Source organism: Flavobacterium denitrificans DSM 15936 (assembly GCF_000425445.1).
In the GTDB taxonomy this organism is placed as follows: domain Bacteria; phylum Bacteroidota; class Bacteroidia; order Flavobacteriales; family Flavobacteriaceae; genus Flavobacterium; species Flavobacterium denitrificans.
On record NZ_KE384377.1, the window covers coordinates 1026367 to 1049499 of the forward strand.

General features: G+C 34.0%; 17 protein-coding genes and 1 pseudogene. 16 read left to right on the forward strand and 2 right to left on the reverse strand.

The features are described from left to right. Nucleotides 1-180 precede the first annotated feature (180 nt). The 9 genes from hisG (at nt 181) to H600_RS0116440 (ending at nt 9850) form a co-directional block, all read left to right on the forward strand. Nucleotides 181-1038, forward strand: a complete 858-nt coding sequence (gene hisG, locus H600_RS0116400; protein WP_026729805.1) for an ATP phosphoribosyltransferase — start codon at nt 181-183, stop codon at nt 1036-1038. 112 nt (nt 1039-1150) lie between these two features. Next, nucleotides 1151-2434, forward strand: a complete 1284-nt coding sequence (gene hisD / locus H600_RS0116405; protein WP_026729806.1) for a histidinol dehydrogenase — start codon at nt 1151-1153, stop codon at nt 2432-2434. A gap of 163 nt (nt 2435-2597) precedes the next feature. Next, nucleotides 2598-3644, forward strand: coding sequence for a histidinol-phosphate transaminase (gene hisC / locus H600_RS0116410; protein ID WP_026729807.1), 1047 nt, complete (start codon nt 2598-2600; stop codon nt 3642-3644). Between the two features lie 172 nt (nt 3645-3816). Further along, on the forward strand, nt 3817-4953 hold the full coding sequence (hisB, locus tag H600_RS0116415) for a bifunctional histidinol-phosphatase/imidazoleglycerol-phosphate dehydratase HisB (RefSeq protein ID WP_026729808.1): 1137 nt from the start codon (nt 3817-3819) through the stop codon (nt 4951-4953). A 102-nt stretch (nt 4954-5055) separates the two neighbouring features. Then, the gene (gene hisH / locus H600_RS0116420) at nt 5056-5637 is read left to right on the forward strand and encodes an imidazole glycerol phosphate synthase subunit HisH (RefSeq protein WP_026729809.1); all 582 of its coding nucleotides are present in this window, start codon (nt 5056-5058) and stop codon (nt 5635-5637) included. Between the two features lie 98 nt (nt 5638-5735). Continuing rightward, nucleotides 5736-6461, forward strand: a complete 726-nt coding sequence (hisA, locus tag H600_RS0116425) for a 1-(5-phosphoribosyl)-5-[(5-phosphoribosylamino)methylideneamino]imidazole-4-carboxamide isomerase (RefSeq protein ID WP_026729810.1) — start codon at nt 5736-5738, stop codon at nt 6459-6461. An 82-nt stretch (nt 6462-6543) separates the two neighbouring features. Then, nucleotides 6544-7299, forward strand: coding sequence for an imidazole glycerol phosphate synthase subunit HisF (gene hisF, locus H600_RS0116430; protein WP_026729811.1), 756 nt, complete (start codon nt 6544-6546; stop codon nt 7297-7299). A 119-nt stretch (nt 7300-7418) separates the two neighbouring features. After that, complete coding sequence (gene hisIE / locus H600_RS0116435; RefSeq protein ID WP_026729812.1) at nt 7419-8015, forward strand: bifunctional phosphoribosyl-AMP cyclohydrolase/phosphoribosyl-ATP diphosphatase HisIE; 597 nt, start codon at nt 7419-7421, stop codon at nt 8013-8015. Between the two features lie 179 nt (nt 8016-8194). Next, nucleotides 8195-9850 carry a M1 family metallopeptidase gene (locus H600_RS0116440; protein ID WP_026729813.1) on the forward strand — a complete coding sequence of 552 codons (1656 nt, stop codon included), beginning with the start codon at nt 8195-8197 and terminating at the stop codon, nt 9848-9850. A gap of 250 nt (nt 9851-10100) precedes the next feature. Here the strand turns inward: H600_RS0116440 and H600_RS0116445 are convergent, their stop codons facing one another. After that, complete coding sequence (locus tag H600_RS0116445) at nt 10101-11645, reverse strand: hypothetical protein (protein WP_026729814.1); 1545 nt, start codon at nt 11643-11645, stop codon at nt 10101-10103. A gap of 155 nt (nt 11646-11800) precedes the next feature. On the opposite strand from H600_RS0116445, the gene H600_RS22210 reads away from it, so the two are divergent. From H600_RS22210 to acs, 7 genes and pseudogenes are all read left to right on the forward strand, one after another. Next, the gene (locus tag H600_RS22210; RefSeq protein ID WP_084157396.1) at nt 11801-12976 is read left to right on the forward strand and encodes a 2-isopropylmalate synthase; all 1176 of its coding nucleotides are present in this window, start codon (nt 11801-11803) and stop codon (nt 12974-12976) included. Between the two features lie 89 nt (nt 12977-13065). Further along, nucleotides 13066-14184, forward strand: a complete 1119-nt coding sequence (leuB, locus tag H600_RS0116455; protein ID WP_026729815.1) for a 3-isopropylmalate dehydrogenase — start codon at nt 13066-13068, stop codon at nt 14182-14184. A gap of 269 nt (nt 14185-14453) precedes the next feature. Next, nucleotides 14454-16127, forward strand: a complete 1674-nt coding sequence (gene ilvD / locus H600_RS0116460) for a dihydroxy-acid dehydratase (protein WP_026729816.1) — start codon at nt 14454-14456, stop codon at nt 16125-16127. A 73-nt stretch (nt 16128-16200) separates the two neighbouring features. Further along, nucleotides 16201-17889 (forward strand): biosynthetic-type acetolactate synthase large subunit, encoded by a 1689-nt coding sequence (ilvB, locus tag H600_RS0116465; protein WP_026729817.1) that lies wholly within the window; start codon nt 16201-16203, stop codon nt 17887-17889. A gap of 88 nt (nt 17890-17977) precedes the next feature. Continuing rightward, nucleotides 17978-18499, forward strand: coding sequence for an acetolactate synthase small subunit (gene ilvN / locus H600_RS0116470; RefSeq protein ID WP_026729818.1), 522 nt, complete (start codon nt 17978-17980; stop codon nt 18497-18499). A gap of 60 nt (nt 18500-18559) precedes the next feature. Then, the gene (gene ilvC, locus H600_RS0116475; protein WP_026729819.1) at nt 18560-20029 is read left to right on the forward strand and encodes a ketol-acid reductoisomerase; all 1470 of its coding nucleotides are present in this window, start codon (nt 18560-18562) and stop codon (nt 20027-20029) included. 503 nt (nt 20030-20532) lie between these two features. Continuing rightward, nucleotides 20533-22440 (forward strand): annotated as a pseudogene (gene acs, locus H600_RS22215) (acetate--CoA ligase). A gap of 95 nt (nt 22441-22535) precedes the next feature. Here the strand turns inward: acs and H600_RS0116490 are convergent. Next, the gene (locus H600_RS0116490; protein ID WP_026729820.1) at nt 22536-23132 is read right to left on the reverse strand and encodes a 3'-5' exonuclease; all 597 of its coding nucleotides are present in this window, start codon (nt 23130-23132) and stop codon (nt 22536-22538) included. Nucleotide 23133: the final 1 nt, after the last annotated feature.

Consider the following 23133-nt stretch of genomic DNA (forward strand, 5'->3'; position numbering starts at 1 on the left):
AAACCAAACAATGATTTCAAATCAATTACATCATCATCATTTTCATTATTGCTCTCAAGCGATGTGTTAATGGTATGCGTGTAAATCATCATATTTTAAAACCCGTTTGAGTACATCAAACGGGTTTTTTTATACCAATTCTTTGTACTCAAACTATTAATCAAACAAACAACTAAAAAAATGAGTACTTTAAAAATTGCAATTCAAAAATCAGGTCGTTTAAATGAAGACAGCATTCAAATTCTTAAAGATTGCGGTATTTCAATCAACAACGGAATCGACCAGTTAAAAGCTGAGGCTTCAAACTTTCCTCTTGAAGTTTTATATCTTAGAAATTCAGACATTCCTCAGTATTTAATCGACGGAGTAGTAGATTTGGCCATTGTTGGTGATAATCTTTTGGTAGAAAAAGGAAAAGGAATCGAAGTTGTTCAGAAATTAGGGTTTTCAAAATGCAAAGTTTCTGTAGCAGTACCTAAAACTTTCGAATACAATTCGGTTCAAGATTTAGCAAATCTTCGTATTGCAACTTCTTATCCAAACACAGTAAACGAATATTTCAGTAAATTTGGTTTAACGGTAGATATTCACCAAATCTCAGGTTCTGTAGAAATCGCTCCAAATATCGGACTTGCAGATGCTATTGTAGATATTGTTTCAAGCGGAAGCACACTTTTCAAGAACAATTTAAAAGAAGTTGAAGTAATCTTAAAAAGCGAAGCGGTTTTAGCGGTTTCTCCAAAAGTTTCTCCAGAAATCCAAAAACACATTGATACTTTAAAGTTCAGGATACAGGCTGTTTTACGAGCTAGAAATTCAAAATATATCTTAATGAACGTTCCAAACGACAAAATTGATGCCGTTGGAAAAATTCTTCCAGTTTTGAGAAGTTTGACTGTTCTTCCTTTGGCACAAGAAGGGTGGAGCAGTGTCCATTCAGTGATTGACAAAGATACTTTTTGGGACGTAATTGATCAGTTAAAAGAAGTTGGAGCTGAAGGAATTTTAGTTTGCCCAATTGAGAAAATGGTTCTTTAATGCGCTTTGCGCGCTTTAGGCAATAAGCTTTAAGCTTTATGCCAAAAAAAAAAAACACACAAAGTTAAGAAAGCTTAAAGCCTAAAGCTTATAGCATAAAGCATAAAAAAATATGAATAAAATAGACAATCCAAAACCAGAAATCTGGTCAGAAATATTAAAAAGACCAACTCAAACTATTGATGATATTGAGGTTACGGTAAAAGAAATTTTCAAAGAAGTTCAGAAAAAAGGTGACGAAGCGGTTGCAAAATATACTTCGATTTTTGACGGGATTTCGTTAGATAATTACGAAGTTTCTCAAGACGAAATCGAAGAAGCAATTAGTTTGATTCCAAGTGAATTAAAAGAAGCTATTGAGTTAGCAAAGGACAATATTTACAAATTTCACCGAGCACAAAAAACCGATCGCGTTGAAGTTGAAACGATCGAAGGCGTAAACTGCTGGCAAGAAAAAAGACCGATCCAGAAAATTGGTTTGTATATTCCAGGAGGAACAGCGCCCCTGTTTTCAACGGTTTTGATGCTGGCTGTTCCTGCCGAAATTGCAGGTTGCAAGGAAGTTGTATTGTGCTCTCCACCAGATAAAAAGGGGAAAATCAATCCTGCTATTTTATATGCGGCTAATTTATGTGGCGTAACTAAGATTTTAAAAGTTGGAGGAATTCAAGCTATTGCGGGAATGACTTTTGGAACGCAATCGATCCCAAAAGTGTATAAAATTTTTGGACCAGGGAATCAGTTTGTGACTGTGGCTAAACAATTGGCAACGCAATTTGGAGTTGCAATTGATATGCCTGCAGGGCCTTCAGAGTTATTGATTGTAGCTGATGATACAGCAGATCCAGCTTTTGTTGCTTCTGATTTATTGTCTCAGGCAGAGCATGGAACTGATAGTCAGGTAATTTTGGTTTCGACTTCAAGAAAATTAATCAATGAAGTTGAAGATGAAATTCAGTCGCAGTTGGAAGTTCTTCCAAGAAAGGCTATTGCAGAAAAAGCAATTGAAAATTCGAAATTAATTTATGTTGAAAATGATCAAATCGCTTTAGATTTAATCAATGAATATGGACCAGAGCACTTTATAATCTGTTCAGAATATGATGATTTCTACTGCAACGGAATCGTAAATGCTGGTTCGGTTTTTATTGGAAATTATACTCCTGAAAGTGCTGGAGATTATGCTTCAGGAACGAATCATACATTGCCAACAAACGGTTATGCTAAAAATTACAGCGGTGTAAATCTGGATAGTTTTATGAAATCAATGACATTTCAAAAAATTACTAAAACGGGAATTTTAAACATCGGAAAAGCAATTGAAAAAATGGCAGAAGCTGAAGGTTTACAGGCTCATAAGAATGCTGTGACATTAAGATTAAAGAGTTTGGAATAAATAAAAAAAGAACAAAGAATATAGAGCAAAGAATATAGAACAAAGAATATAGAACAAAGAATATAGAGCAAAGAATATAGAACAAAGAATATAGATAATTTTTGAAATCAGTTGAGAAGTCTATTCTCTTTTTTCTATTTTCTATATTCTAAAAATTAAGATAATGAAATTCGATATAAATACAATAACACGTGAAAACGTAAAATCCTTAAAACCGTATTCGTCTGCAAGAGATGAGTTTGAAGATTTTGACACAGCCGAAATGATTTTTTTGGACGCCAATGAAAATCCGTTCCAAAATGGCGTAAATCGTTATCCGGATCCACAACAGAATTCAGTTAAAGCGATTTTAGCAAAGAATAATTTAACAAAACAGAGTCAGATTTTGTTAGGAAACGGAAGCGATGAAGTTTTAGACTTGCTTTTCAGAGCTTTCTGTGAGCCAAATAAAGACAATATTATTTCGCTTCCGCCAACATACGGCATGTACGGTGTTCTGGCTAATATTAATGCAGTTGAAAATAGAGAAATTCTGCTTACAACAGATTTTCAGCCACAAGTGGAAAAGATTTTAGAAGCAGTTGATCAGAATACAAAAATCATCTTTTTATGTTCGCCAAACAACCCAACTGGGAACTCATTTTCAGATGAAAGCGTGGTGAAATTGCTTCAAAATTTCAAAGGTTTAGTAGTGATTGATGAAGCGTATATAGACTTTTCAGATAAAGAAAGCTGGTTGGCGGAAATTGATGCTTATCCGAATTTAGTGATAACTCAAACACTTTCGAAAGCGTATGGTTTGGCAGGAATTCGTCTAGGAATTTGTTATGCTTCAGAAGCTGTGATTTCAATTTTGAATAAAATCAAACCACCATATAACGTAAATGAATTGACGCAACAAAGAGCAATCGAACGTTTAAAGGATATTGACAAAATAAAACAAGAAATAACTTCAATTATTGAGCAAAGAGAGGAGTTACTTAAAGTTTTACTTGAAGTGAGTTTTGTAGAAAAAGTATATCCAACAGAAGCTAATTTTATTCTAGCAAAAGTGGATGACGCCAACAAAAGATACGATCAATTAATAGAAAAAGGAATTGTAATTCGTAATAGAACCACACAACCTCTATGCGAAAATTGCCTTCGTTTTACAATTGGCACAAAAGAAGAAAACAAGGTTGTAATAAGAGAATTAAAATTATTGAAGTAAAAATTATTAGTCACAGATTAAAAAGATTAAAAAGATTCTTTATTCTGTTTGAGTTGATTTTTTCGCCACGAATTTTACGAATTTGCACTAATTCAATTCGTGCTAATTTGTGAAATTCGTGGCAAAACAAAAATCATTTTAATCTGTGAAATCTGTGGCAAAACAAAAAAATATGAAAAAAGTACTTTTTATTGATCGTGACGGAACGATTGTTTTAGAACCTGAAAATTATCAATTAGACAGCTTGGATAAATTAGAATTTTATCCAAAAGCTTTTCAATATTTGGCTAAAATAGCGAATGAACTAGATTATGAATTGGCAATGGTAACCAATCAGGATGGATTAGGAACTGATAGTTTTCCTGAAAACACATTTTGGCCAACGCAAAATTTTATTCTAAAAGCATTTGAAAACGAAGGTGTTATTTTTGATGAAATCTTTGTAGACAGAACATTTCCAGAAGAGAACGCGCCAACTCGCAAGCCAAGAACAGGTATGTTGACAAAATATGTGAATAATCCAGAATATGATTTAGAAAATTCTTTTGTTTTAGGAGATCGTTTGACTGATGTTGAATTGGCTAAAAACCTTGGAGCAAAAGCAATTTTCATGAACGATACAGATGGAATTGGAAGCAATGAGATTTCATCAAAACGTGAAGAATTAAATGACACAATCGTTTTGCAATCAATGGATTGGAAAACAATTTATGAATTTCTTAAGTTAGAAGCGCGTTCAGCATCCATTACCAGAAAAACAAATGAAACAGATATTTATATCAATTTAAATCTTGACGGAACAGGAAAAAGCAAAATCGACACCGGAATTGCCTTTTTTGACCATATGTTAGATCAAATCTCTCGTCACGGTCAAATGGACTTAGAAATCCTTGTAAAAGGGGATTTAGAGGTTGATGAGCACCACACAATCGAAGATACAGCTATTGCTTTAGGAGAAGTTTTCGCGAAAGCTTTAGGAAACAAACTAGGAATTGAGCGCTACGGATTTTGTCTTCCAATGGATGATTGTTTAGCACAAGCAGCAATTGACTTTGGAGGAAGAAACTGGCTGATTTGGGAAACAGAATTCAAACGCGAAATGGTTGGAAAAATGCCAACAGAAATGTTTTATCATTTCTTCAAATCATTCACAGACGGCGCAAAAGCCAATTTAAATATCAAAGCAGAAGGAATCAACGAACATCATAAAATCGAAGCCATTTTTAAAGCTTTTGCGAAAGCAATAAAAGTAGCCGTAAAAAGAGATACCGAAAAAATGATTTTGCCTTCGACGAAAGGAATGCTTTAATTAAGTCGAAAGTTGAAAGTCATGAAGTCGAAAGATTTCAAATTATGGATATCAAAGAGCGACTTTAAGACTTTAGACTTTAGGCTTTAAGACTAAAATTAAATGAAAATAGTAATTATAAATTACGGAGCAGGAAATATTCAGAGCATTATGTTTGCTATTGAAAGATTGGGTTTTAAGGCAGTTTTGACTAATAATCCAGACGAAATTAAATCGGCGGATAAAGTGATTTTTCCTGGTGTGGGCGAGGCGAGTTCTGCGATGGCAAAACTTCGCGAAAGCGGATTAGATAGCTTGATTCCGCAATTGAAGCAACCGGTTTTAGGAATTTGTCTTGGAATGCAGTTGATGTGCAACAAAACAGAAGAAGGAAATACGGAAGGTTTAGGAATTTTTGATGTTGATGTTTTGAAGTTTTCAAGCAACGTAAAAGTGCCACAAATGGGCTGGAATCAGATTTATGATTTAAAAACCGATTTATTTAAAGGAATTTCTGAAAATGAATTTATGTATTTGGTTCACAGTTTTTATGCTCCAAATTGTGCTGAATCAATCGCAACGACCAATTATGATGTTGAATATGCATCGGCTTTGCAGAAAGGTAATTTTTACGGAACTCAGTTCCACCCAGAAAAAAGTGGGGATGTTGGAGAGAAAATTCTTGGGAACTTTTTGAAGATGTAAAATTTTCAAATTCAATAACAATATCAATCAAAATAACAAACTTTGAGAATCAAAAGACTTTATGACTTTAGGCTTTCAAACTTTAAGACTAATATAAAATGAGAATAATACCAGCCATAGATATCATTGAAGGAAAATGCGTTCGTTTGTCCAAAGGTGATTATGATACGAAGATAATTTACAATGAAAATCCGCTAGAAGTGGCGAAATCATTTGAAGCGCACGGAATCGAATATCTGCATTTAGTAGATCTTGACGGTGCAAAATCAAGCAAAATTGTCAATTATAAAATATTGGAACAAATTGCGACGCAAACGAGCCTAAAAATTGATTTTGGAGGCGGATTAAAATCGGATGATGATTTGAGAATTGCTTTTGAAAGCGGTGCAAATCAAATCACTGGCGGAAGTATTGCAGTGAAAAACAGAGCCATTTTCGAAAAATGGATTTCGGAATATGGTTCAGAAAAAATCATTTTAGGAGCCGATGCAAAAGATGAAAAAATAGCAGTTTCAGGTTGGTTAGAAGAATCAAATGAAGATTTAGTTCCGTTTATTCAGGATTATCAATCAAAAGGAATTCAGTACGTAATTTGCACTGATATTGCCAAAGACGGAATGCTTCAAGGCCCAAGTTTTGATTTGTACAGTAAAATCCTAGCTGAAGCTAAAGGAGTAAAACTAATTGCTTCAGGAGGAATTTCAACTTTTGATGAATTGCCTAAATTAGCTGAATTAGGTTGTGAAGGAACAATCATCGGAAAAGCGATTTACGAAGGAAGAATCAGCTTAAAACAATTAGAGGATTTTATAATTAGAAAATGAGAAAATTTGATAATTAGATAATTTGCACATTATGTGAAGTAATTATCTAATTGACTAATTTTCTAATTAACACATTAGATAAATGTTAGCAAAAAGAGTTATACCTTGCTTAGATATAAAAAACGGAAGAACCGTAAAAGGCGTTAATTTCGTTGACTTGCGTGATGCCGGCGATCCTGTGGAATTGGCTGAAATTTATTCGGCTGAAGGTGCAGACGAATTGGTTTTTCTGGATATTTCAGCAACTGAAGAAAGGCGCAAAACCCTTGTAAATATGGTACGAAGGGTTGCAGAGAAAATCAATATTCCGTTTACCGTTGGCGGGGGGATTTCATCTGTAGAAGATGTTGATATTCTGCTGAATAATGGAGCCGATAAGGTTTCCATCAATTCATCGGCAGTTAAAAATCCGCAGTTGATTAATGATTTGGCTCAGAAATTTGGAAGCCAATGTGTGGTCGTTGCTATCGATGCCAAACAAATCGACGGACAATGGATTGTGCATTTAGTTGGAGGAAAAGTTCCAACAGAATTAAATTTATTCGATTGGGCTGTAGAAGTCGCAGATCGTGGTGCAGGAGAAATTTTATTCACTTCAATGGACAATGATGGCACTAAAAACGGTTTTGCTAATGAAGCTTTGGCGAAACTTTCAGAATTGGTTAATATTCCAATTATTGCATCAGGAGGAGCTGGAAATATGCAACATTTTGTAGATTCGTTTCAAAAAGGCAAAGCAGACGCAGCTTTAGCGGCAAGTGTTTTCCACTTTAAAGAAATCGAGATTAAAGCTCTAAAACAAGAATTAAGAAATAACAATATAGAAGTTAGACTTTAGAACATAGAAAATAGAAAATAGAGCAAAGAAGATAGATGCAAGATTGAAAAACATTTATAGTCTTAAATTTCACTCTTTGTTCTATATTCTATATTCTTTACACTAAAAAAATAAATAAAATGAACGTAGATATCAAAAGCGCACACGGGTTAATTCCTGCGATTATTCAGGATTCAGAAACAAAAAATGTTTTGATGCTGGGTTATATGAACGAAGAATCGCTTCAAAAAACAATAGAAACGCAAAAAGTAACATTTTTTAGCCGTTCAAAACAAAGGCTTTGGACAAAAGGCGAGGAGAGTGGCAACTTTTTGAATTTGGTTAGCATCAAAAATGACTGCGATGGTGATACGCTTTTGATTCAGGCGAAACCTGTTGGGCCAACATGCCATACAGGTGCGGATACGTGCTGGCAAGAATCAAATGACGCTAATTATGGTTTTATTTCGCAATTGGAAAACACTATTAAAAGACGAAGAGAAAATGCTGATTCTGAGAAAAGTTATGTTGCTTCTTTATTTGAAAAGGGAATAAACAAAATTGCTCAAAAAGTAGGTGAAGAAGCGGTAGAAGTTGTTATTGAGGCAAAAGATGAAAATGACGATTTATTTCTTAGCGAAAGCGCTGATTTACTGTTTCATTACTTGATTTTACTACAAGCAAAAGGCTATCAATTAAATGACGTTATCGAAGTTTTAAAGAAACGCCAGAAGTAATTTTTTAAAAGCGATCCAAAAGTATATATGCATTTGCTTTTAATTTTTAAGTATATTGAATTCGGGGCGTATTTTTTTATTTTCAAAATGGTAAAAATGTAAAATTATTGATCTGAATGTGTACATTTGTTAAAGATTAAGTTCGTTTAATGATCTTATTTGTTACAAATTTATAAATAATGAAAAAATACTTTGGTGGCGTATTTATCGCCTTTTTAGTTGGTTTCGGAGCAAATGCGCAAGGACTTTTGAATAAGTCGGAAACTGTTTTTACACATCAGGATACTTTACGCGGAAGCATTACAAAAGAAAGAGCTTGGTGGGATTTGAAATATTATCATTTGGATATCAAAGTAAATCCATCTGACAAAACAATTTCCGGTACAAATACAGTACGTTATACCGTTTTGACAGAAAATAACAAGATGCAAATTGATTTGCAGGAACCAATGAACATTCAAAAGGTGACTCAAAATGGTATGCCATTGAAGTTTGAGAGAGATGGAAATGCTTTCTTTATTACTTTGGCAGAAAAACAGAAAGTTGGAGATTCAAAAGAGATTATAATCTCATTTGGAGGAAAACCAAAAGAAGCCGTAAGACCGCCATGGGACGGAGGAATTACATGGAAAAAAGATAAAAATGGTAAAGATTTTATCGCTTCGTCATGTCAAGGGCTGGGGGCAAGTGTTTGGTGGCCATGTAAGGATCATATGTACGATGAAGTTGAAAATATGCTAATTAGCGTAAATGTTCCAGGGCATTTGACTGATGTTTCAAACGGAAGATTACAAAGCGTTAAAAAAGAAAAAGATGGAACCAAAACTTTCAATTGGTATGTTTCAAACCCAATCAACAATTATGGTGTAAATATCAATATTGGTGATTATGTGAATTTTTCTGAAAAATATAAAGGTGAAAAAGGCGATTTAGATTGTAACTATTATGTTTTAAGAGACAACTTGGCTCTCGCTAAAGAACAATTTAAAGATGCTCCAAAAATGCTGAAAGCATTTGAAAATTGGTTTGGGCCTTATCCTTTTTACGAGGATAGCTACAAATTAGTTGAAGCACCATATTTAGGAATGGAGCACCAAAGTTCCGTAACTTATGGAAATGGCTATAAAAATGGTTATTTAGGACGTGATTTAAGCGGAACAGGCTGGGGACTAAAATTTGATTTTATCATTATTCACGAGTCTGGCCACGAATGGTTTGCGAACAATATCACTTATAAAGATATTGCAGATATGTGGATTCATGAGAGTTTTACAAACTATTCTGAAAGTTTGTTTCTTGAATATTATTACGGAAAAGATGCCGCATCTGAATATATTATTGGATGTAGAAACAACATTCAAAATGATATACCAATCATAGGTCATTATGACGTAAACAATGAAGGATCTGGAGACATGTATCCAAAAGGAGCCACAATGCTTCATATGATTCGTCAAGTAATTAATGATGATGCAAAATGGAAATCTATTTTGAGAGGTTTGAATAAGACTTTTTACCATCAAACTGTAACTTCTAAACAAATTGAAGATTATATCAACGAACAATCGGGGGTAAATTTCAATAGAGTTTATGCACAATATTTGACTACAACTCAAATTCCGGTTTTTGAATATATGTTTAAAAATGGAACTTTCGGATATCATTGGACAAACTGCGTTGCAAAATTTGATATGCCGGTTCGAGTGAAATTAAATGGAGTTGAAACTTGGCTAAAACCAACAACAGAATGGCAATCCGTAAAAACTACAAATGAAGATAGGAAGGTAGAAGTTGATAAGGATTTTTATGTAACGACGTCGAATATTATCGAATAAGCTTTTTAAAATTTCAATATAGAAATCCGAAATTCCAACAATTGGAATTTCGGATTTTTTTATGTTTTATGGATAAAGTATGTCATTTCGACCGAAGGGAGAAATCACACTAGCATTTCCGCAAAGAGAATCGCCAATCTTTGTAGAGTTTCTAGTGTGATTTCTCCCTTCGGTCGAAATGAAAAAAGCGCTGAAAAATATTTTTTTTAGCGCTTTTTTTATTGTAATTTATAATTTAAAAATTGGAGTTTTATCTACTATTCAACTTCGCCTTTTCCTTAATTATATCAGCAATCTTTCGATTCTCAATTTTGCTTTCCAGCCACGAAATAATATCTAAATATAAGAAAGCCCTTTTCTCATACGTATTCTTTTCAAGTTCTACGAAACGCGCGTGCATTTTCTTAAATTCCTTCTTAATGTCCGCAGGATAAAAATTATTTAAGTTTCTTAGGAACTTGATGATTTCTTTTTGAACTTCATGTAAATCATTCATTTTTAATAAGAACTTATAGGTGTTTTTAAGATGATTTTCTAAGTAATAATCTTTTCCAAGTTCATAATGCGCTATTAAAGACAAAAGTCGGGCGAAGCACATTAAATCTTCGCGCATGCTTAAGTTTTTATTGTTTATTATTTTGTCTAAATAATTAATGCATTCGTTATATTTTTCATTTCCAAAATAAATCGAAGCTATTTTGTAGAAAAACAACATTTCGTGATGCTCATCAAGATGTTCACTGTGTAGTTTTAGTTTCTCTAAAATCTCAGGAATCAAATATTCGCTTTCGTCAAAAGTACCTTCCAGAATATGAAGATTCAGTTTATTGTTGTAAACATATAAAAATGATAGTGATGCAATGTTATCGTTTACCGGGAATCTTGGATCCTGAATCGTTTCTTCTAAAAGTGTCAAGTATTTCTTGAAGTTAGAAGTGTATTTTAACATATAAAGCGATTCAAGAAAATAGTGGTTTCCTTTCAAGAAAAACACCGGGTTCAGGTAAATCATATTCGGATTATCATAAAAGAGCTGTACCCATTTATACGCAAATTTATAACTCGCTAAAAAGTCTTGAACTAAAAAACTACGCCATAAATTGGCATTATAAAACCAGTATTTTTCACGAAAACCAAACTTGCTTTCGTCTAGTTTTGCAATATGTCTGTTGAAATAATCGTCGATATATTTATATTCTTCATCACTTTTCACGTAACCCGTTTTCAACATGATTCCGTACAATTGCAGTGATAAATTTGATAATTTGCTTGAAATCGTATTTCTGTAATTCAATTCTTTTGCTTGAATAACAAGTTCGTCAGCGCGGCCCTGAATACTTCGAGTAATATATTGCGATTCGATCAGTTTTTCGAATTCTACAATCTCATACGCCATATATTTTTCATCATTTTCTAATGCCTGCTGTTTTGTTTTATCCAGAATTTTCAAACTCTGTCTATACAATCCTTTATTGTATAAAATAGCAGCAAAATCTATTTGTTCGCGTAATTGATAACGGATATTCTGGCTTGGAATATTTAAACGGATACTAACTAAGATTTGCTTGTATAAGTATGATTTTAAGTTAGATAACTGAACTTTTTTGATACTTCCGCTTTTGAGAATGAGCTTTTCATCATACGTTTCAGACTTATCTAAAATATTAAACAGTTCGATAAATTTTGTATTCGAACTGGTTTCTAAGCGACTCGCAAAAATTTTAAATTGTCTTTTTTCAGATTTGGAAAGCGATTTAATCAGAACAAATAAGAAATCTTTTTGATGGTTAGCCATTGTAAAAAATAATAATGTAACTTATTGATTGTTAAGTTGTTAATCGAGTATAAATTGCGTTATGAACAGTATAATTTCATTAAAATGAATTTCGTACTGCATAAGTACAATATATATTTGTTATCACAATGTGAAATTACATTAAATTAATGAATATGAATAGAGAGAAAGTTCAAATTTTTGACACCACTTTGCGCGATGGTGAACAAGTTCCAGGATGTAAGTTAGATACTAAGCAAAAATTAGTTATCGCAGAACGACTAGACAAAATGGGAGTTGATATTATCGAAGCAGGTTTTCCTGTGTCAAGTCCGGGCGATTTTTTATCGGTCTCTGAGATTTGTAAAATTGTAGAAAATGCAACCGTCTGCGGATTGACAAGAGCCGTAAAAAATGACATTGATGTTGCTGCAGCAGCTTTAAAGCATGCTAAAAGACCTAGAATCCACACCGGAATCGGAACTTCAGAATCTCATATCCTCCACAAATTACAAACTACGCCTGAAGATATCATTGCAAGAGCAAAATATGCAGTAGCTCACGCAAAATCATATGTAGAAGATGTTGAATTCTACGCAGAAGATGCAGGAAGAACTGATAATGCATTCTTGGCAAAAGTTTGCGAAGAAGTTATCAAATCTGGAGCTACAGTATTAAATATTCCTGATACAACAGGATATTGCCTTCCAGAAGAGTACGGAGCAAAAATTAAATATTTAAAAGAAAACGTAAAAGGAATCGAAAACGTAATTCTTTCATGCCACTGTCATAACGATTTAGGAATGGCTACTGCAAACTCTATTGCTGGAGCTATTAATGGTGCAAGACAAATTGAATGTACAATTAACGGTATTGGAGAAAGAGCTGGAAATACAGCACTTGAAGAAGTGGTGATGATTTTCAAACAACATCCATACTTAAATTTAGATACAAACATCAATACAAGAGAATTAAACGAAATGAGCCGTTTAGTTTCTGAAAGTATGGGAATGATTGTACAGCCAAATAAAGCTATCGTAGGCGCAAATGCTTTTGCACACAGTTCTGGAATTCACCAAGACGGTGTAATCAAAAACAGAGCGACTTATGAAATTATGGATCCGCTTGATGTGGGTGTGAATGAATCGTCAATTATTTTGACGGCAAGAAGCGGAAGAGCTGCTTTGGCTTACCGTGCAAAAAAAGTAGGCTATGAGCTTACAAAAACACAATTGGATATTGTGTATGTTGAGTTTTTGAAATTCGCTGATATCAAAAAAGAAGTCGTAGATGCTGATATACATCAGATTATCGAAGCTTCAAAAATTCAGGGAGAATTGATCAGAAACTAGTTGAAAAGAAAATAGAATAAAGAAAATAGAATAAAGAAAATAGAATAAAGAAAAATAACAAAGATTTAAATCATAAAGAACGAGGCATTATGAATTTGAAAATAGCAGTTTTACCAGGAGACGGAATTGGACCAGAAGTAATTTTACAAGCCAAAAAAGCATTGTATGCAATTGGCGAGGTTTACAATCATGAGTTTGTTTTTGAAGAAGCACTTATGGGTGCAGTTGCAATTGACAAAACAGGAAATCCACTCCCGGAACAAACGCTAAATCTTTGTCTTAACACAGATGCAGTTTTACTTGGCGCGATTGGAGATCCAAAATATGACAACAACCCAAATGCAAAAATTCGTCCAGAGCAAGGATTGTTAAAATTACGTAAGGAACTTGGCTTGTTTGCTAACATTCGTCCGATAAAACCTTATAAAGCATTAATAGAATCTTCTCCATTAAAAAGGGAAATTATTGAAGGCGCTGATTTTACTATTTTCAGAGAATTAACAGGTGGAGCTTATTTTGGAACAAAAACATTAAATGATGAAGGGACACACGCTTCAGATTTGTGTGAGTATTCAGAAGATGAAATTACTAGAATAGCGCACTTGGCTTTTAAATCGGCACAAAAACGACGCAAAAAACTAACATTGGTAGATAAAGCTAATGTTTTGGAAACTTCAAGATTGTGGAGAAAAGTTGTTCAGAAAGTGAGTGAAAGTTATCCAGATGTAGCATTAGACTTTTTGTTTGTGGATAATGCGGCAATGCAACTAATTTTAAATCCAAAGCAGTTTGATGTGATTTTGACAGAAAACCTATTCGGAGATATTTTGTCTGATGAAGCTAGTGTAATTACAGGGTCTATTGGTTTGTTGCCTTCAATTTCTTTAGGAGAAAAAAATGCTTTGTTTGAGCCGATTCATGGTTCTTATCCTCAGGCAAAAGGAAAAAATATTGCTAATCCGATTGCATCTATTTTGGCCGCGGCACTTTTATTAGAGCATTTTGGACTAATTAAAGAAGCTAATGTGATTTATAAAGCTATAGAAAAAGCAATAGAATTTAAAGTAGTGACAGTTGATTTAAAACCAGATTCAAAATTCGGCACAAATGAAGTAGGGGAGTTTGTTTCTAATTTTATTTTCAGCAAAGATGATCTGCTTTATTTCAGAAATGACAATGTAACTATTGGACAATCGACAATTGTTTAATATTTTTTGTTAAAACATAGAAGAAATAACAAGAAGTCTTTAAAATGTTGAGATTTTATTTTTTTAGTTATTAAAGTTTGTTTACTTTTGTGACACTAAAAAAATAGAAAGATGAAAATCTCAATTATTATTACTTCTGTCATTGTTGTCAATGTGGTGATCACATCTGCACAGGGAATGGTATAAATATAATTGAAAGACTATATTATAAACCTTCCAAATACTGGAAGGTTTTTTTTTGAACAAAAATTAAAATAAAATAATACATAATGGAATTAAATAAGTACAGCAAGACCATCACTCAAGATCAAACACAGCCTGCGGCGCAAGCGATGTTATACGGGATTGGTTTAACTGAAGAAGACTTGAAAAAAGCACAAGTTGGAATTGTGAGCATGGGTTATGATGGTAACACTTGCAACATGCACTTGAATGATTTAGCTAAGGACGTCAAAAAAGGTGTTTGGGATGCTGATCTGGTCGGACTTATTTTTAATACTATTGGTGTTAGTGACGGAATTTCAAATGGAACTGAGGGAATGCGTTATTCATTAGTTTCTCGTGATGTTATTGCAGATTCTATCGAAACAGTTGCAGGAGCACAATGGTACGATGGTATTATTGCAATTCCTGGTTGTGATAAAAATATGCCTGGAGCTCTTATTGCGATGGGAAGATTAAATCGCCCGTCAATGATGGTTTATGGAGGATCAATCCATTCAGGAAAATGGAAAGGTGAATCTTTGAATATTGTTTCAGCTTTTGAAGCTTTAGGAAAAAAAGTAAAAGGAGAAATTACTCCAGAAGATTTTAAAGGTGTAATTCAGAATGCTTGTCCAGGAGCTGGTGCTTGTGGTGGAATGTACACTGCAAATACGATGTCTTCTGCAATTGAAGCATTAGGAATGAGTTTGCCATACAGCTCTTCAAATCCTGCTTTAAGCCAGGAAAAGAGAGACGAATGTCTTGCTGCAGGAGCTGCTATTAAAGTTTTATTAGAAAAAGATATTAAGCCAAGAGATATTATGACTCGCAAGGCTTTCGAAAATGCTATTACAATTGTAGCAGTTTTAGGAGGTTCTACAAATGCAGTTATGCACTTAATCGCAATGGCGCACTCTGTTGGAATAACAATTACTTTGGATGATTTTCAAGCAATTAATGACAGAACTCCTGTTCTTGCTGACATGAAGCCAAGTGGTAAATATATGATGGAAGATATTCACGAAGTTGGAGGTATTCCATCAGTAATGAAATATTTATTGAAAGTTGGACTTATTCATGGTGATTGTTTGACTGTAACAGGAAAAACTGTTGCTGAGAACTTAGCTTCAACTCCAGATTTACAAGATGGACAAGAAGTAATTCATGAAATTCAAAAAGCATTAAAACCAACAGGAAATATTCAGGTTTTATACGGAAACCTTGCTTCTGAAGGTGCTGTAGCAAAAATCAGCGGAAAAGAAGGAGAATATTTCGAAGGGCCAGCTGTGGTATTTGAAGGTGAATTTGAAGTAATTCCAGGTCTTCAGGCCGGAAAAATTAAACCAGGAAATGTAGTCGTCATTAGAGGTTGTGGGCCAAAAGGTGGTCCGGGAATGCCTGAAATGCTTAAGCCTACATCTGCGATTATTGGAGCCGGATTAGGAAGCAGCTGTGCACTAATCACAGACGGTAGATTCTCCGGAGGTTCGCACGGTTTCGTGGTAGGTCACGTTACACCAGAAGCATATGACGGTGGTGGTATTGCGCTAGTAAAAGATGGAGATATTATCGCTATCGATGCTGTGAAAAATACAATCGACCTGAAGATATCTGATGAAGAATTTGCAGCTAGAAAGGCGGCATGGGTTCAGCCAGCTTTAAAAGTTGACAGAGGGGTTTTACTTAAATACGCAAGATCGGTTTCAAGTGCATCAACAGGATGTGTAACCGATAATTAATAAAAAAATAAGAATCAATTTCATTGGCAAAGTCAATAATAACTGTTATTGAAATTGATAAAAAAAATATACTATGAGAATATCAGGGGCAGAAGCCGTTATAAGATGTTTGTTAGCAGAAGGTGTAGACTTGATTTATGGTTATCCAGGTGGAGCAATCATGCCAGTTTACGACGAATTATATAAATTTCAAGATCAGTTGCACCACGTTTTAGTACGTCACGAACAAGGTGCAACGCATGCAGCTCAAGGTTATGCAAGAGCTACAGGAAAAGTAGGGGTGGCAATTGCGACTTCTGGACCAGGAGCGACGAATTTGGTTACAGGAATTGCAGATGCTCAGATCGATTCGACACCAATGGTTTGTATTACAGGACAAGTTGGAAGACATTTGTTAGGTTCTGATGCATTTCAGGAAACAGATATTATCGGAATTTCAACTCCGGTTACAAAATGGAATTTTCAGGTAACTGAAGCTTCTCAAATTCCTGAAATTATTGCAAAAGCATTTTACATTGCTCGTTCTGGACGTCCAGGGCCAGTTTTGATTGATATTACTAAAAATGCTCAGTTTGATGAGCTTGATTTTAGTTATGAAAAATGTACAGGAATCAGAAGTTATGTTCCAGTTCCAAAATTGAATCTAGATAAAGTTGCTGAAGCAGCTGCATTGATAAATAGTGCAAAAAAACCATTAATCGTTTTTGGACAAGGAATTATTCTTGGTCAAGCAGAAGCAGAATTTAAAGCGGTAATCGAAAAATCTGGAATTCCAGCTGCATGGACAATTTTAGGTCTTTCAGCTTTGCCGACAGATCATCCTTTAAATGTTGGTATGCTTGGAATGCACGGAAATTATGCGCCAAATTTATTGACAAACGAATGTGATGTTTTGATTGCTTTCGGAATGCGTTTTGATGACCGTGTTACAGGTAAATTAAGCACTTATGCAAAACAAGCAAAAGTAATTCATTTTGAAATTGACCCAGCTGAAATTGATAAAAACGTTAAAACTGAAATTGCGGTTTTAGGTGATGTCAAAGAATCTCTTGCAGCTTTATTGCCTTTGCTTGATGCAAAATCGCACGATTTATGGCATAATGAATTTAAAGCATTAGCAGAAGTTGAGTTTAATTCGGTAATAAAAGAAGAACTAAACCCAACGAATGGTAAAGGAATTTCAATGGGTGAAACTATTGAAATGATTAACAAACACTCAAAAGGCGATGCAATTATCGTTTCAGATGTTGGTCAACATCAAATGTTTGCTTGTCGTTACGCTAAATTCAATTCAACAAAGAGTAATATTACTTCAGGAGGTTTAGGAACAATGGGATTTGCATTGCCAGCAGCAATTGGGGCAAAAATGGGAAAACCAGAACGTGAAGTAGTAGCGATAATTGGTGATGGTGGTTTCCAAATGACGATTCAGGAACTTGGAACGATTTTCCAGACTCAGGTACCGGTAAAGATTGTTGTTTTGAACAATGAGTTTTTAGGGATGGTGCGTCAATGGCAAGAATTATTCTTTGACAATCGATATGCATCAACAAAAATGATTAATCCAAATTTTGTTGCAATTGCTGAAGGTTACCATATTCAATCTAAAAAAGTCACACAACGCGAAGATTTAGACGAAGCGATTGCAGAAATGCTGGCTTCGAAAGATTCTTATTTCTTAGAAGTTATGGTGGAAAAGGAAAATAATGTTTTCCCTATGATTCCGACAGGAGCATGTGTTTCAGAAATTAGATTAAGCTAGAAAAAGGTTTCAAGTTTTAAGTTTCAGGTTTCAGGTTCTAAACAGAACTTGAAACTTGAAACCTGAAACAAAAAAAAACTAAAAAAAAATGGAAGATAAAACATTTACCATATCGGTATACTCAGAAAATAACGTGGGATTGTTAAATAGAATATCTGGAATATTCTTAAAGCGTCACATCAATATATTAAGTCTAAATGTTTCTGAATCAGAAATAGAGAATGTTTCAAGATTTATCATTGTAGTAAATACAACTGAAAAATGGGTTCAGAATATTGTAGGGCAAATTGAAAAGCAAATCGAAGTAATAAAAGCATTTTATCATACAGACGAAGAGACAATTTATCTAGAAAATGCTTTATTCAAAATTGCTTCTAATTTGTTGTTTGATGAAAAACAAATTCAGAATATAATCAAAGAGAGCCAATCAACAATTGTGACAGTTTCCCGTGACTTCTTCGTGATTTCAAAATCGGGAAGACGTTCTGAAATTGAAGAATTGTACGAAAAATTCAAACCATACGGAATTATGCAATTTGTTCGTTCAGGAAGAATTTCGGTTTCTAAAGAAAAAATGGAGATTTCGACATTGTTAGAAACATTCAAATAATATCATTCATACTTACATATTAATCAATTATTAAATTACACATTCATTAAATAAAAAAAAATGGCAAATTATTTCAACACATTACCACTTAGATTACAATTAGAGCAACTTGGAGTTTGTGAATTCATGGAGCAGTCAGAATTTGCAGATGGAATTGCAGCATTAGCAGGAAAAAAAGTTGTTATCGTAGGTTGTGGTGCACAAGGTTTGAATCAAGGTTTAAACATGAGAGATTCAGGTTTAGATATTTCTTACGCATTGCGTGCAGATGCAATTGCTGAAAAGAGAGCTTCATATAAAAATGCAACTGAAAATGGTTTTAAAGTAGGAACTTATGAAGAATTGATTCCAACTGCTGATTTAGTTTGTAACTTAACTCCAGACAAACAACATACTGCTGTAGTTACTGCAATCATGCCATTGATGAAACAAGGATCAACTCTAGCATATTCTCACGGTTTCAACATCGTTGAAGAAGGAATGCAGATTCGTAAAGATATCACTGTAATTATGTGTGCTCCTAAATGTCCAGGTTCTGAGGTTCGTGAAGAATACAAAAGAGGATTTGGAGTTCCGACTCTTATTGCAGTTCACCCAGAAAATGATCCAAACGGATTTGGTTTAGATCAAGCAAAAGCTTACGCTGTGGCAACTGGAGGACATAGAGCAGGAGTTTTAAGATCATCTTTCGTAGCTGAAGTAAAATCAGATTTAATGGGTGAGCAAACAATTCTTTGTGGATTATTGCAAACTGGGTCTATTTTATGTTTTGATAAAATGGTTGAAAAAGGAATCGATGCTGCTTACGCTTCAAAATTAATTCAGTACGGATGGGAAACTATCACTGAAGCTTTGAAACATGGTGGTATTACAAATATGATGGATCGTTTGAATAATCCTTCTAAAATCGAAGCTTACGAATTGGCTGAGGAATTAAAAGACATTATGCGTCCGTTATTCCAAAAACACCAAGACGATATTATTTCTGGAGAATTCTCTAGAACTATGATGATTGACTGGGCTAACGACGACGTTAACTTATTGAAATGGAGAGCTGCAACAGGAGAAACTAACTTCGAAAAAACAGCGCCACAAGAAGCACCAATTTCTGAGCAAGAATATTTTGACAATGGAGTATTAATGATTGCAATGGTAAAAGCTGGTGTTGAATTAGCTTTCGAAACAATGACTGAAGCTGGAATTATTGAAGAATCAGCTTATTACGAGTCGTTACACGAATTGCCATTAATCGCAAACACAATCGCAAGAAAGAAATTGTTCGAAATGAACCGTGTAATTTCTGATACTGCTGAGTACGGATGTTATTTATTTGATCATGCATGTAAGCCATTATTGACTGAATTCATGAAAAAAGTAGAAACTAACATTATCGGAAAACCATTTTCAACTTCAAACGGAGTAGATAATGCAGTATTAATTGCTGTAAACAGAGAAATTCGTCAACATCCTATCGAAGAAGTAGGAGCTTGGTTGAGAGAATCTATGACGGCAATGAAAAAAATTGGATAATTAAAAAAGTTTGGGGAAATCTAGCGAAATTCGATTTTGCGAGATTTGCACTGTATCATGATTTGTAATATTTTGAATTAGTAAGCACTTATTAAGAAACTAGATATAGATGCATGTTGCATTCACTTAACTTCTGTGATAGTAAGTTAAGTGAAGCTAATCCCTTATAAATGGGGTATATTTTTGGTAGAAATATACTTGTTGAAATTTCATTTTGATTGATAAAGATGCTGCTATTTTCAAAATAGAGAAAAGTATTGTAATTCTATAATTACGAAATTAATTGTTATTGAAATTGTTAAAAATAAAAAGGCGCAGTATTTATCTACTGCGCCTTTTTTGTAATATGCTTTTTGAAGTAAAAAAGTATTTTTTTGCATTAAATACATTAAAAAAAGATATTTTTTTAAATATGTGTTTTTATTTGCCAAAATTTATGAATTAAATAATTTTAAGAATACACCGAGATTTAATACATTTATAAAAAAAATTCCAAGAAACATATGAGTTATTATAAAATTGAAAATTTAGAACAATATTTTAAACATTACAATAAGTCAATAAGGGAACCAAGGAAATTCTGGGGTAAAATCGCAGAAGAAAATTTTACTTGGTACCAGCAATGGGAGAAAGTAGTTGATTTTAATATGGCCGACGCCGAAGTAAAATGGTTTACTGACGCAAAAGTTAATATTACAAAAAACTGTATCGATAGACACTTAAGCAAAAGAGGTGAGAAAACGGCAATTATTTTCGAACCAAATAATCCGTCGGAGGAAGCTTTGCATATAACATATAATGAATTATACGAAAGAGTTTCGAAAATGGCAAATGTTTTGCGCGAGCAAGGCGTACGCAAAGGAGACCGAGTTTGTATTTATTTGCCTATGATTCCGGAATTGGCAGTTTCAGTTTTGGCCTGTGCTAGAATTGGAGCAATTCATTCTGTTGTTTTTGCTGGGTTTTCTGCTTCGGCAGTTTCTGCCAGAATTAATGACTGCGAGTGTAAAATGGTAATCACTTCTGACGGAGGTTACAGAGGGAACAAAACAATCGACTTGAAAGGAATTGTTGATGAAGCTCTTGAAACTTGTCCTTCAGTAGAAAAAGTATTGGTTGCAAAAAGAACGAATACTGAAGTAAAAATGAAAGACGGCCGTGACATTTGGTTACAACCATTGTTAGATGCTGCTCTGGACAATAGTGTTGCCGAAATTATGGACGCTGAAGATCCTTTGTTTATCTTATATACTTCAGGATCAACAGGAAAACCAAAAGGTATGGTTCATACTACAGCTGGGTACATGGTTTACACGGCTTATACATTTAAAAATGTTTTTAGCCACGAAGAAAATGATATTTTCTGGTGTACTGCAGATATTGGTTGGATTACAGGTCATTCTTATATATTATACGGACCATTATTGAACGGTGGAACAACAGTAATTTTTGAAGGAGTTCCTTCGTACCCTGATTTTAGTCGTTTCTGGGATATTATTGAAAAACATAAAATCACACAATTTTATACTGCACCAACTGCAATCCGTTCATTGGCAAAAGAAAGTTTAGATTATATTCAAAAATATCCTCTAAAATCGCTTAAAGTTATTGGATCTGTTGGAGAGCCAATCAACGAAGAGGCTTGGCACTGGTTTAATGACCACGTTGGAGATAAAAGATGCCCGGTTGTCGATACTTGGTGGCAAACAGAAACAGGTGGAATTATGATTTAGCCAATTGCTTTCGTTACGCCAACAAAACCAACATATGCAACTTTGCCATTACCAGGAATTCAGCCAGTTTTAATGGATGAGAAACGAAATGAAATTGAAGGAAATCAAGTTGTTGGAAGTTTGTGTATTAAATTCCCTTGGCCTGGAATTGCGAGGACAATTTGGGGGAATCACGATCGATATAAAGAAACTTATTTCTCAGCGTTCCCTGGGAAATACTTTACTGGTGATGGAGCATTAAGAGATGAAGTTGGATATTATAGAATTACGGGTAGAGTAGATGATGTTGTAATTGTTTCTGGCCATAATTTAGGGACTGCTCCAATCGAGGATGCTATCAATGAGCACCCAGCTGTTGCAGAATCTGCGATTGTTGGATTCCCACATGATATTAAAGGAAATGCTTTGTACGGTTATGTAATCTTGAAAGAAACTGGAGAAGATAGAAATAAGGAAAACTTGACAAAAGAGATTAACCAATATATCGCTGATCATATTGGCCCAATTGCAAAATTGGATAAAATTCAGTTTGTTTCTGGTTTGCCAAAAACGCGTTCAGGAAAAATTATGCGTAGAATTTTGCGCAAAATAGCTGAAGGTGATTTCTCTAATTTTGGAGATACTTCAACTTTATTGAATCCTGAAGTCGTAGAAGAAATTACAAAAGGAAAAATCTAAAAATTTAAATTTATAGATAAAGTAAAAAGCCTCTTAGAAATAAGAGGCTTTTTTACGATTGAAATTTGGAATTTGAATTTTAGTATTTGGCTTTTTTACTTAATTCCAAGTCTTGATTTTAATTTTAAGAACAACAATGCAATTCTATAGGCATCTTCGGCAGAAGAATTTCTGTCGCTTTTTGGAATTTTGTAAATTTCGCATAAATCATCAAGCGAAAATTGTTTGTCATTAATATCCATTAATTTCCTGTACATCACATCAACATCTAGGGCTTCATTTTTTAGTCTTCCGCAGTCAAGGCGTTCTAAAGAAGAATTCAGCATTTCGATATCAAAATTAATATGATGACCTACCAAAACAGCGTTGCCAAGAAAATTAACAAATGCTTCCAGTGCTTCTGGTTCCTGCATTTTGCTCATTTTGCTTTCAATAATAAACTCGTTTGAAAGTCCGTTATCCTGCAAAAATTTATATTGCAGCAAGACAGATTCAAAGTTATCCTTGATTACAATACTATCATCAATTACCGAAAAAGCACCTAAAGACAAAATAACATCCTTACTGGGATTTAGGCCCGAAGTTTCAGTTGATAGCACAACGAATCGGCTGGGTTTTGTTTCAAATTTATTCAGGTATTCTTTCCAAAATTCTGGATATTCTTTATTAATATTTTTTAGCCAGTCTAGCATA

What these genes read in the sequence shown, in the direction of transcription:
- hisG (WP_026729805.1), top strand. Translation starts at nt 181, where the DNA reads ATGAGTACTTTAAAAATTGCAATTCAAAAATCAGGTCGTTTAAATGAA.
- H600_RS0116445 (WP_026729814.1), bottom strand. Translation starts at nt 11,645, where the DNA reads ATGGCTAACCATCAAAAAGATTTCTTATTTGTTCTGATTAAATCGCTT.
- H600_RS0116440 (WP_026729813.1), top strand. Translation starts at nt 8,195, where the DNA reads ATGAAAAAATACTTTGGTGGCGTATTTATCGCCTTTTTAGTTGGTTTC.
- ilvC (WP_026729819.1), top strand. Translation starts at nt 18,560, where the DNA reads ATGGCAAATTATTTCAACACATTACCACTTAGATTACAATTAGAGCAA.
- hisH (WP_026729809.1), top strand. Translation starts at nt 5,056, where the DNA reads ATGAAAATAGTAATTATAAATTACGGAGCAGGAAATATTCAGAGCATT.
- hisC (WP_026729807.1), top strand. Translation starts at nt 2,598, where the DNA reads ATGAAATTCGATATAAATACAATAACACGTGAAAACGTAAAATCCTTA.
- hisF (WP_026729811.1), top strand. Translation starts at nt 6,544, where the DNA reads ATGTTAGCAAAAAGAGTTATACCTTGCTTAGATATAAAAAACGGAAGA.
- ilvN (WP_026729818.1), top strand. Translation starts at nt 17,978, where the DNA reads ATGGAAGATAAAACATTTACCATATCGGTATACTCAGAAAATAACGTG.
- H600_RS22210 (WP_084157396.1), top strand. Translation starts at nt 11,801, where the DNA reads ATGAATAGAGAGAAAGTTCAAATTTTTGACACCACTTTGCGCGATGGT.
- ilvD (WP_026729816.1), top strand. Translation starts at nt 14,454, where the DNA reads ATGGAATTAAATAAGTACAGCAAGACCATCACTCAAGATCAAACACAG.
- hisD (WP_026729806.1), top strand. Translation starts at nt 1,151, where the DNA reads ATGAATAAAATAGACAATCCAAAACCAGAAATCTGGTCAGAAATATTA.
- H600_RS0116490 (WP_026729820.1), bottom strand. Translation starts at nt 23,132, where the DNA reads ATGCTAGACTGGCTAAAAAATATTAATAAAGAATATCCAGAATTTTGG.
- leuB (WP_026729815.1), top strand. Translation starts at nt 13,066, where the DNA reads ATGAATTTGAAAATAGCAGTTTTACCAGGAGACGGAATTGGACCAGAA.
- ilvB (WP_026729817.1), top strand. Translation starts at nt 16,201, where the DNA reads ATGAGAATATCAGGGGCAGAAGCCGTTATAAGATGTTTGTTAGCAGAA.
- hisB (WP_026729808.1), top strand. Translation starts at nt 3,817, where the DNA reads ATGAAAAAAGTACTTTTTATTGATCGTGACGGAACGATTGTTTTAGAA.
- hisIE (WP_026729812.1), top strand. Translation starts at nt 7,419, where the DNA reads ATGAACGTAGATATCAAAAGCGCACACGGGTTAATTCCTGCGATTATT.
- hisA (WP_026729810.1), top strand. Translation starts at nt 5,736, where the DNA reads ATGAGAATAATACCAGCCATAGATATCATTGAAGGAAAATGCGTTCGT.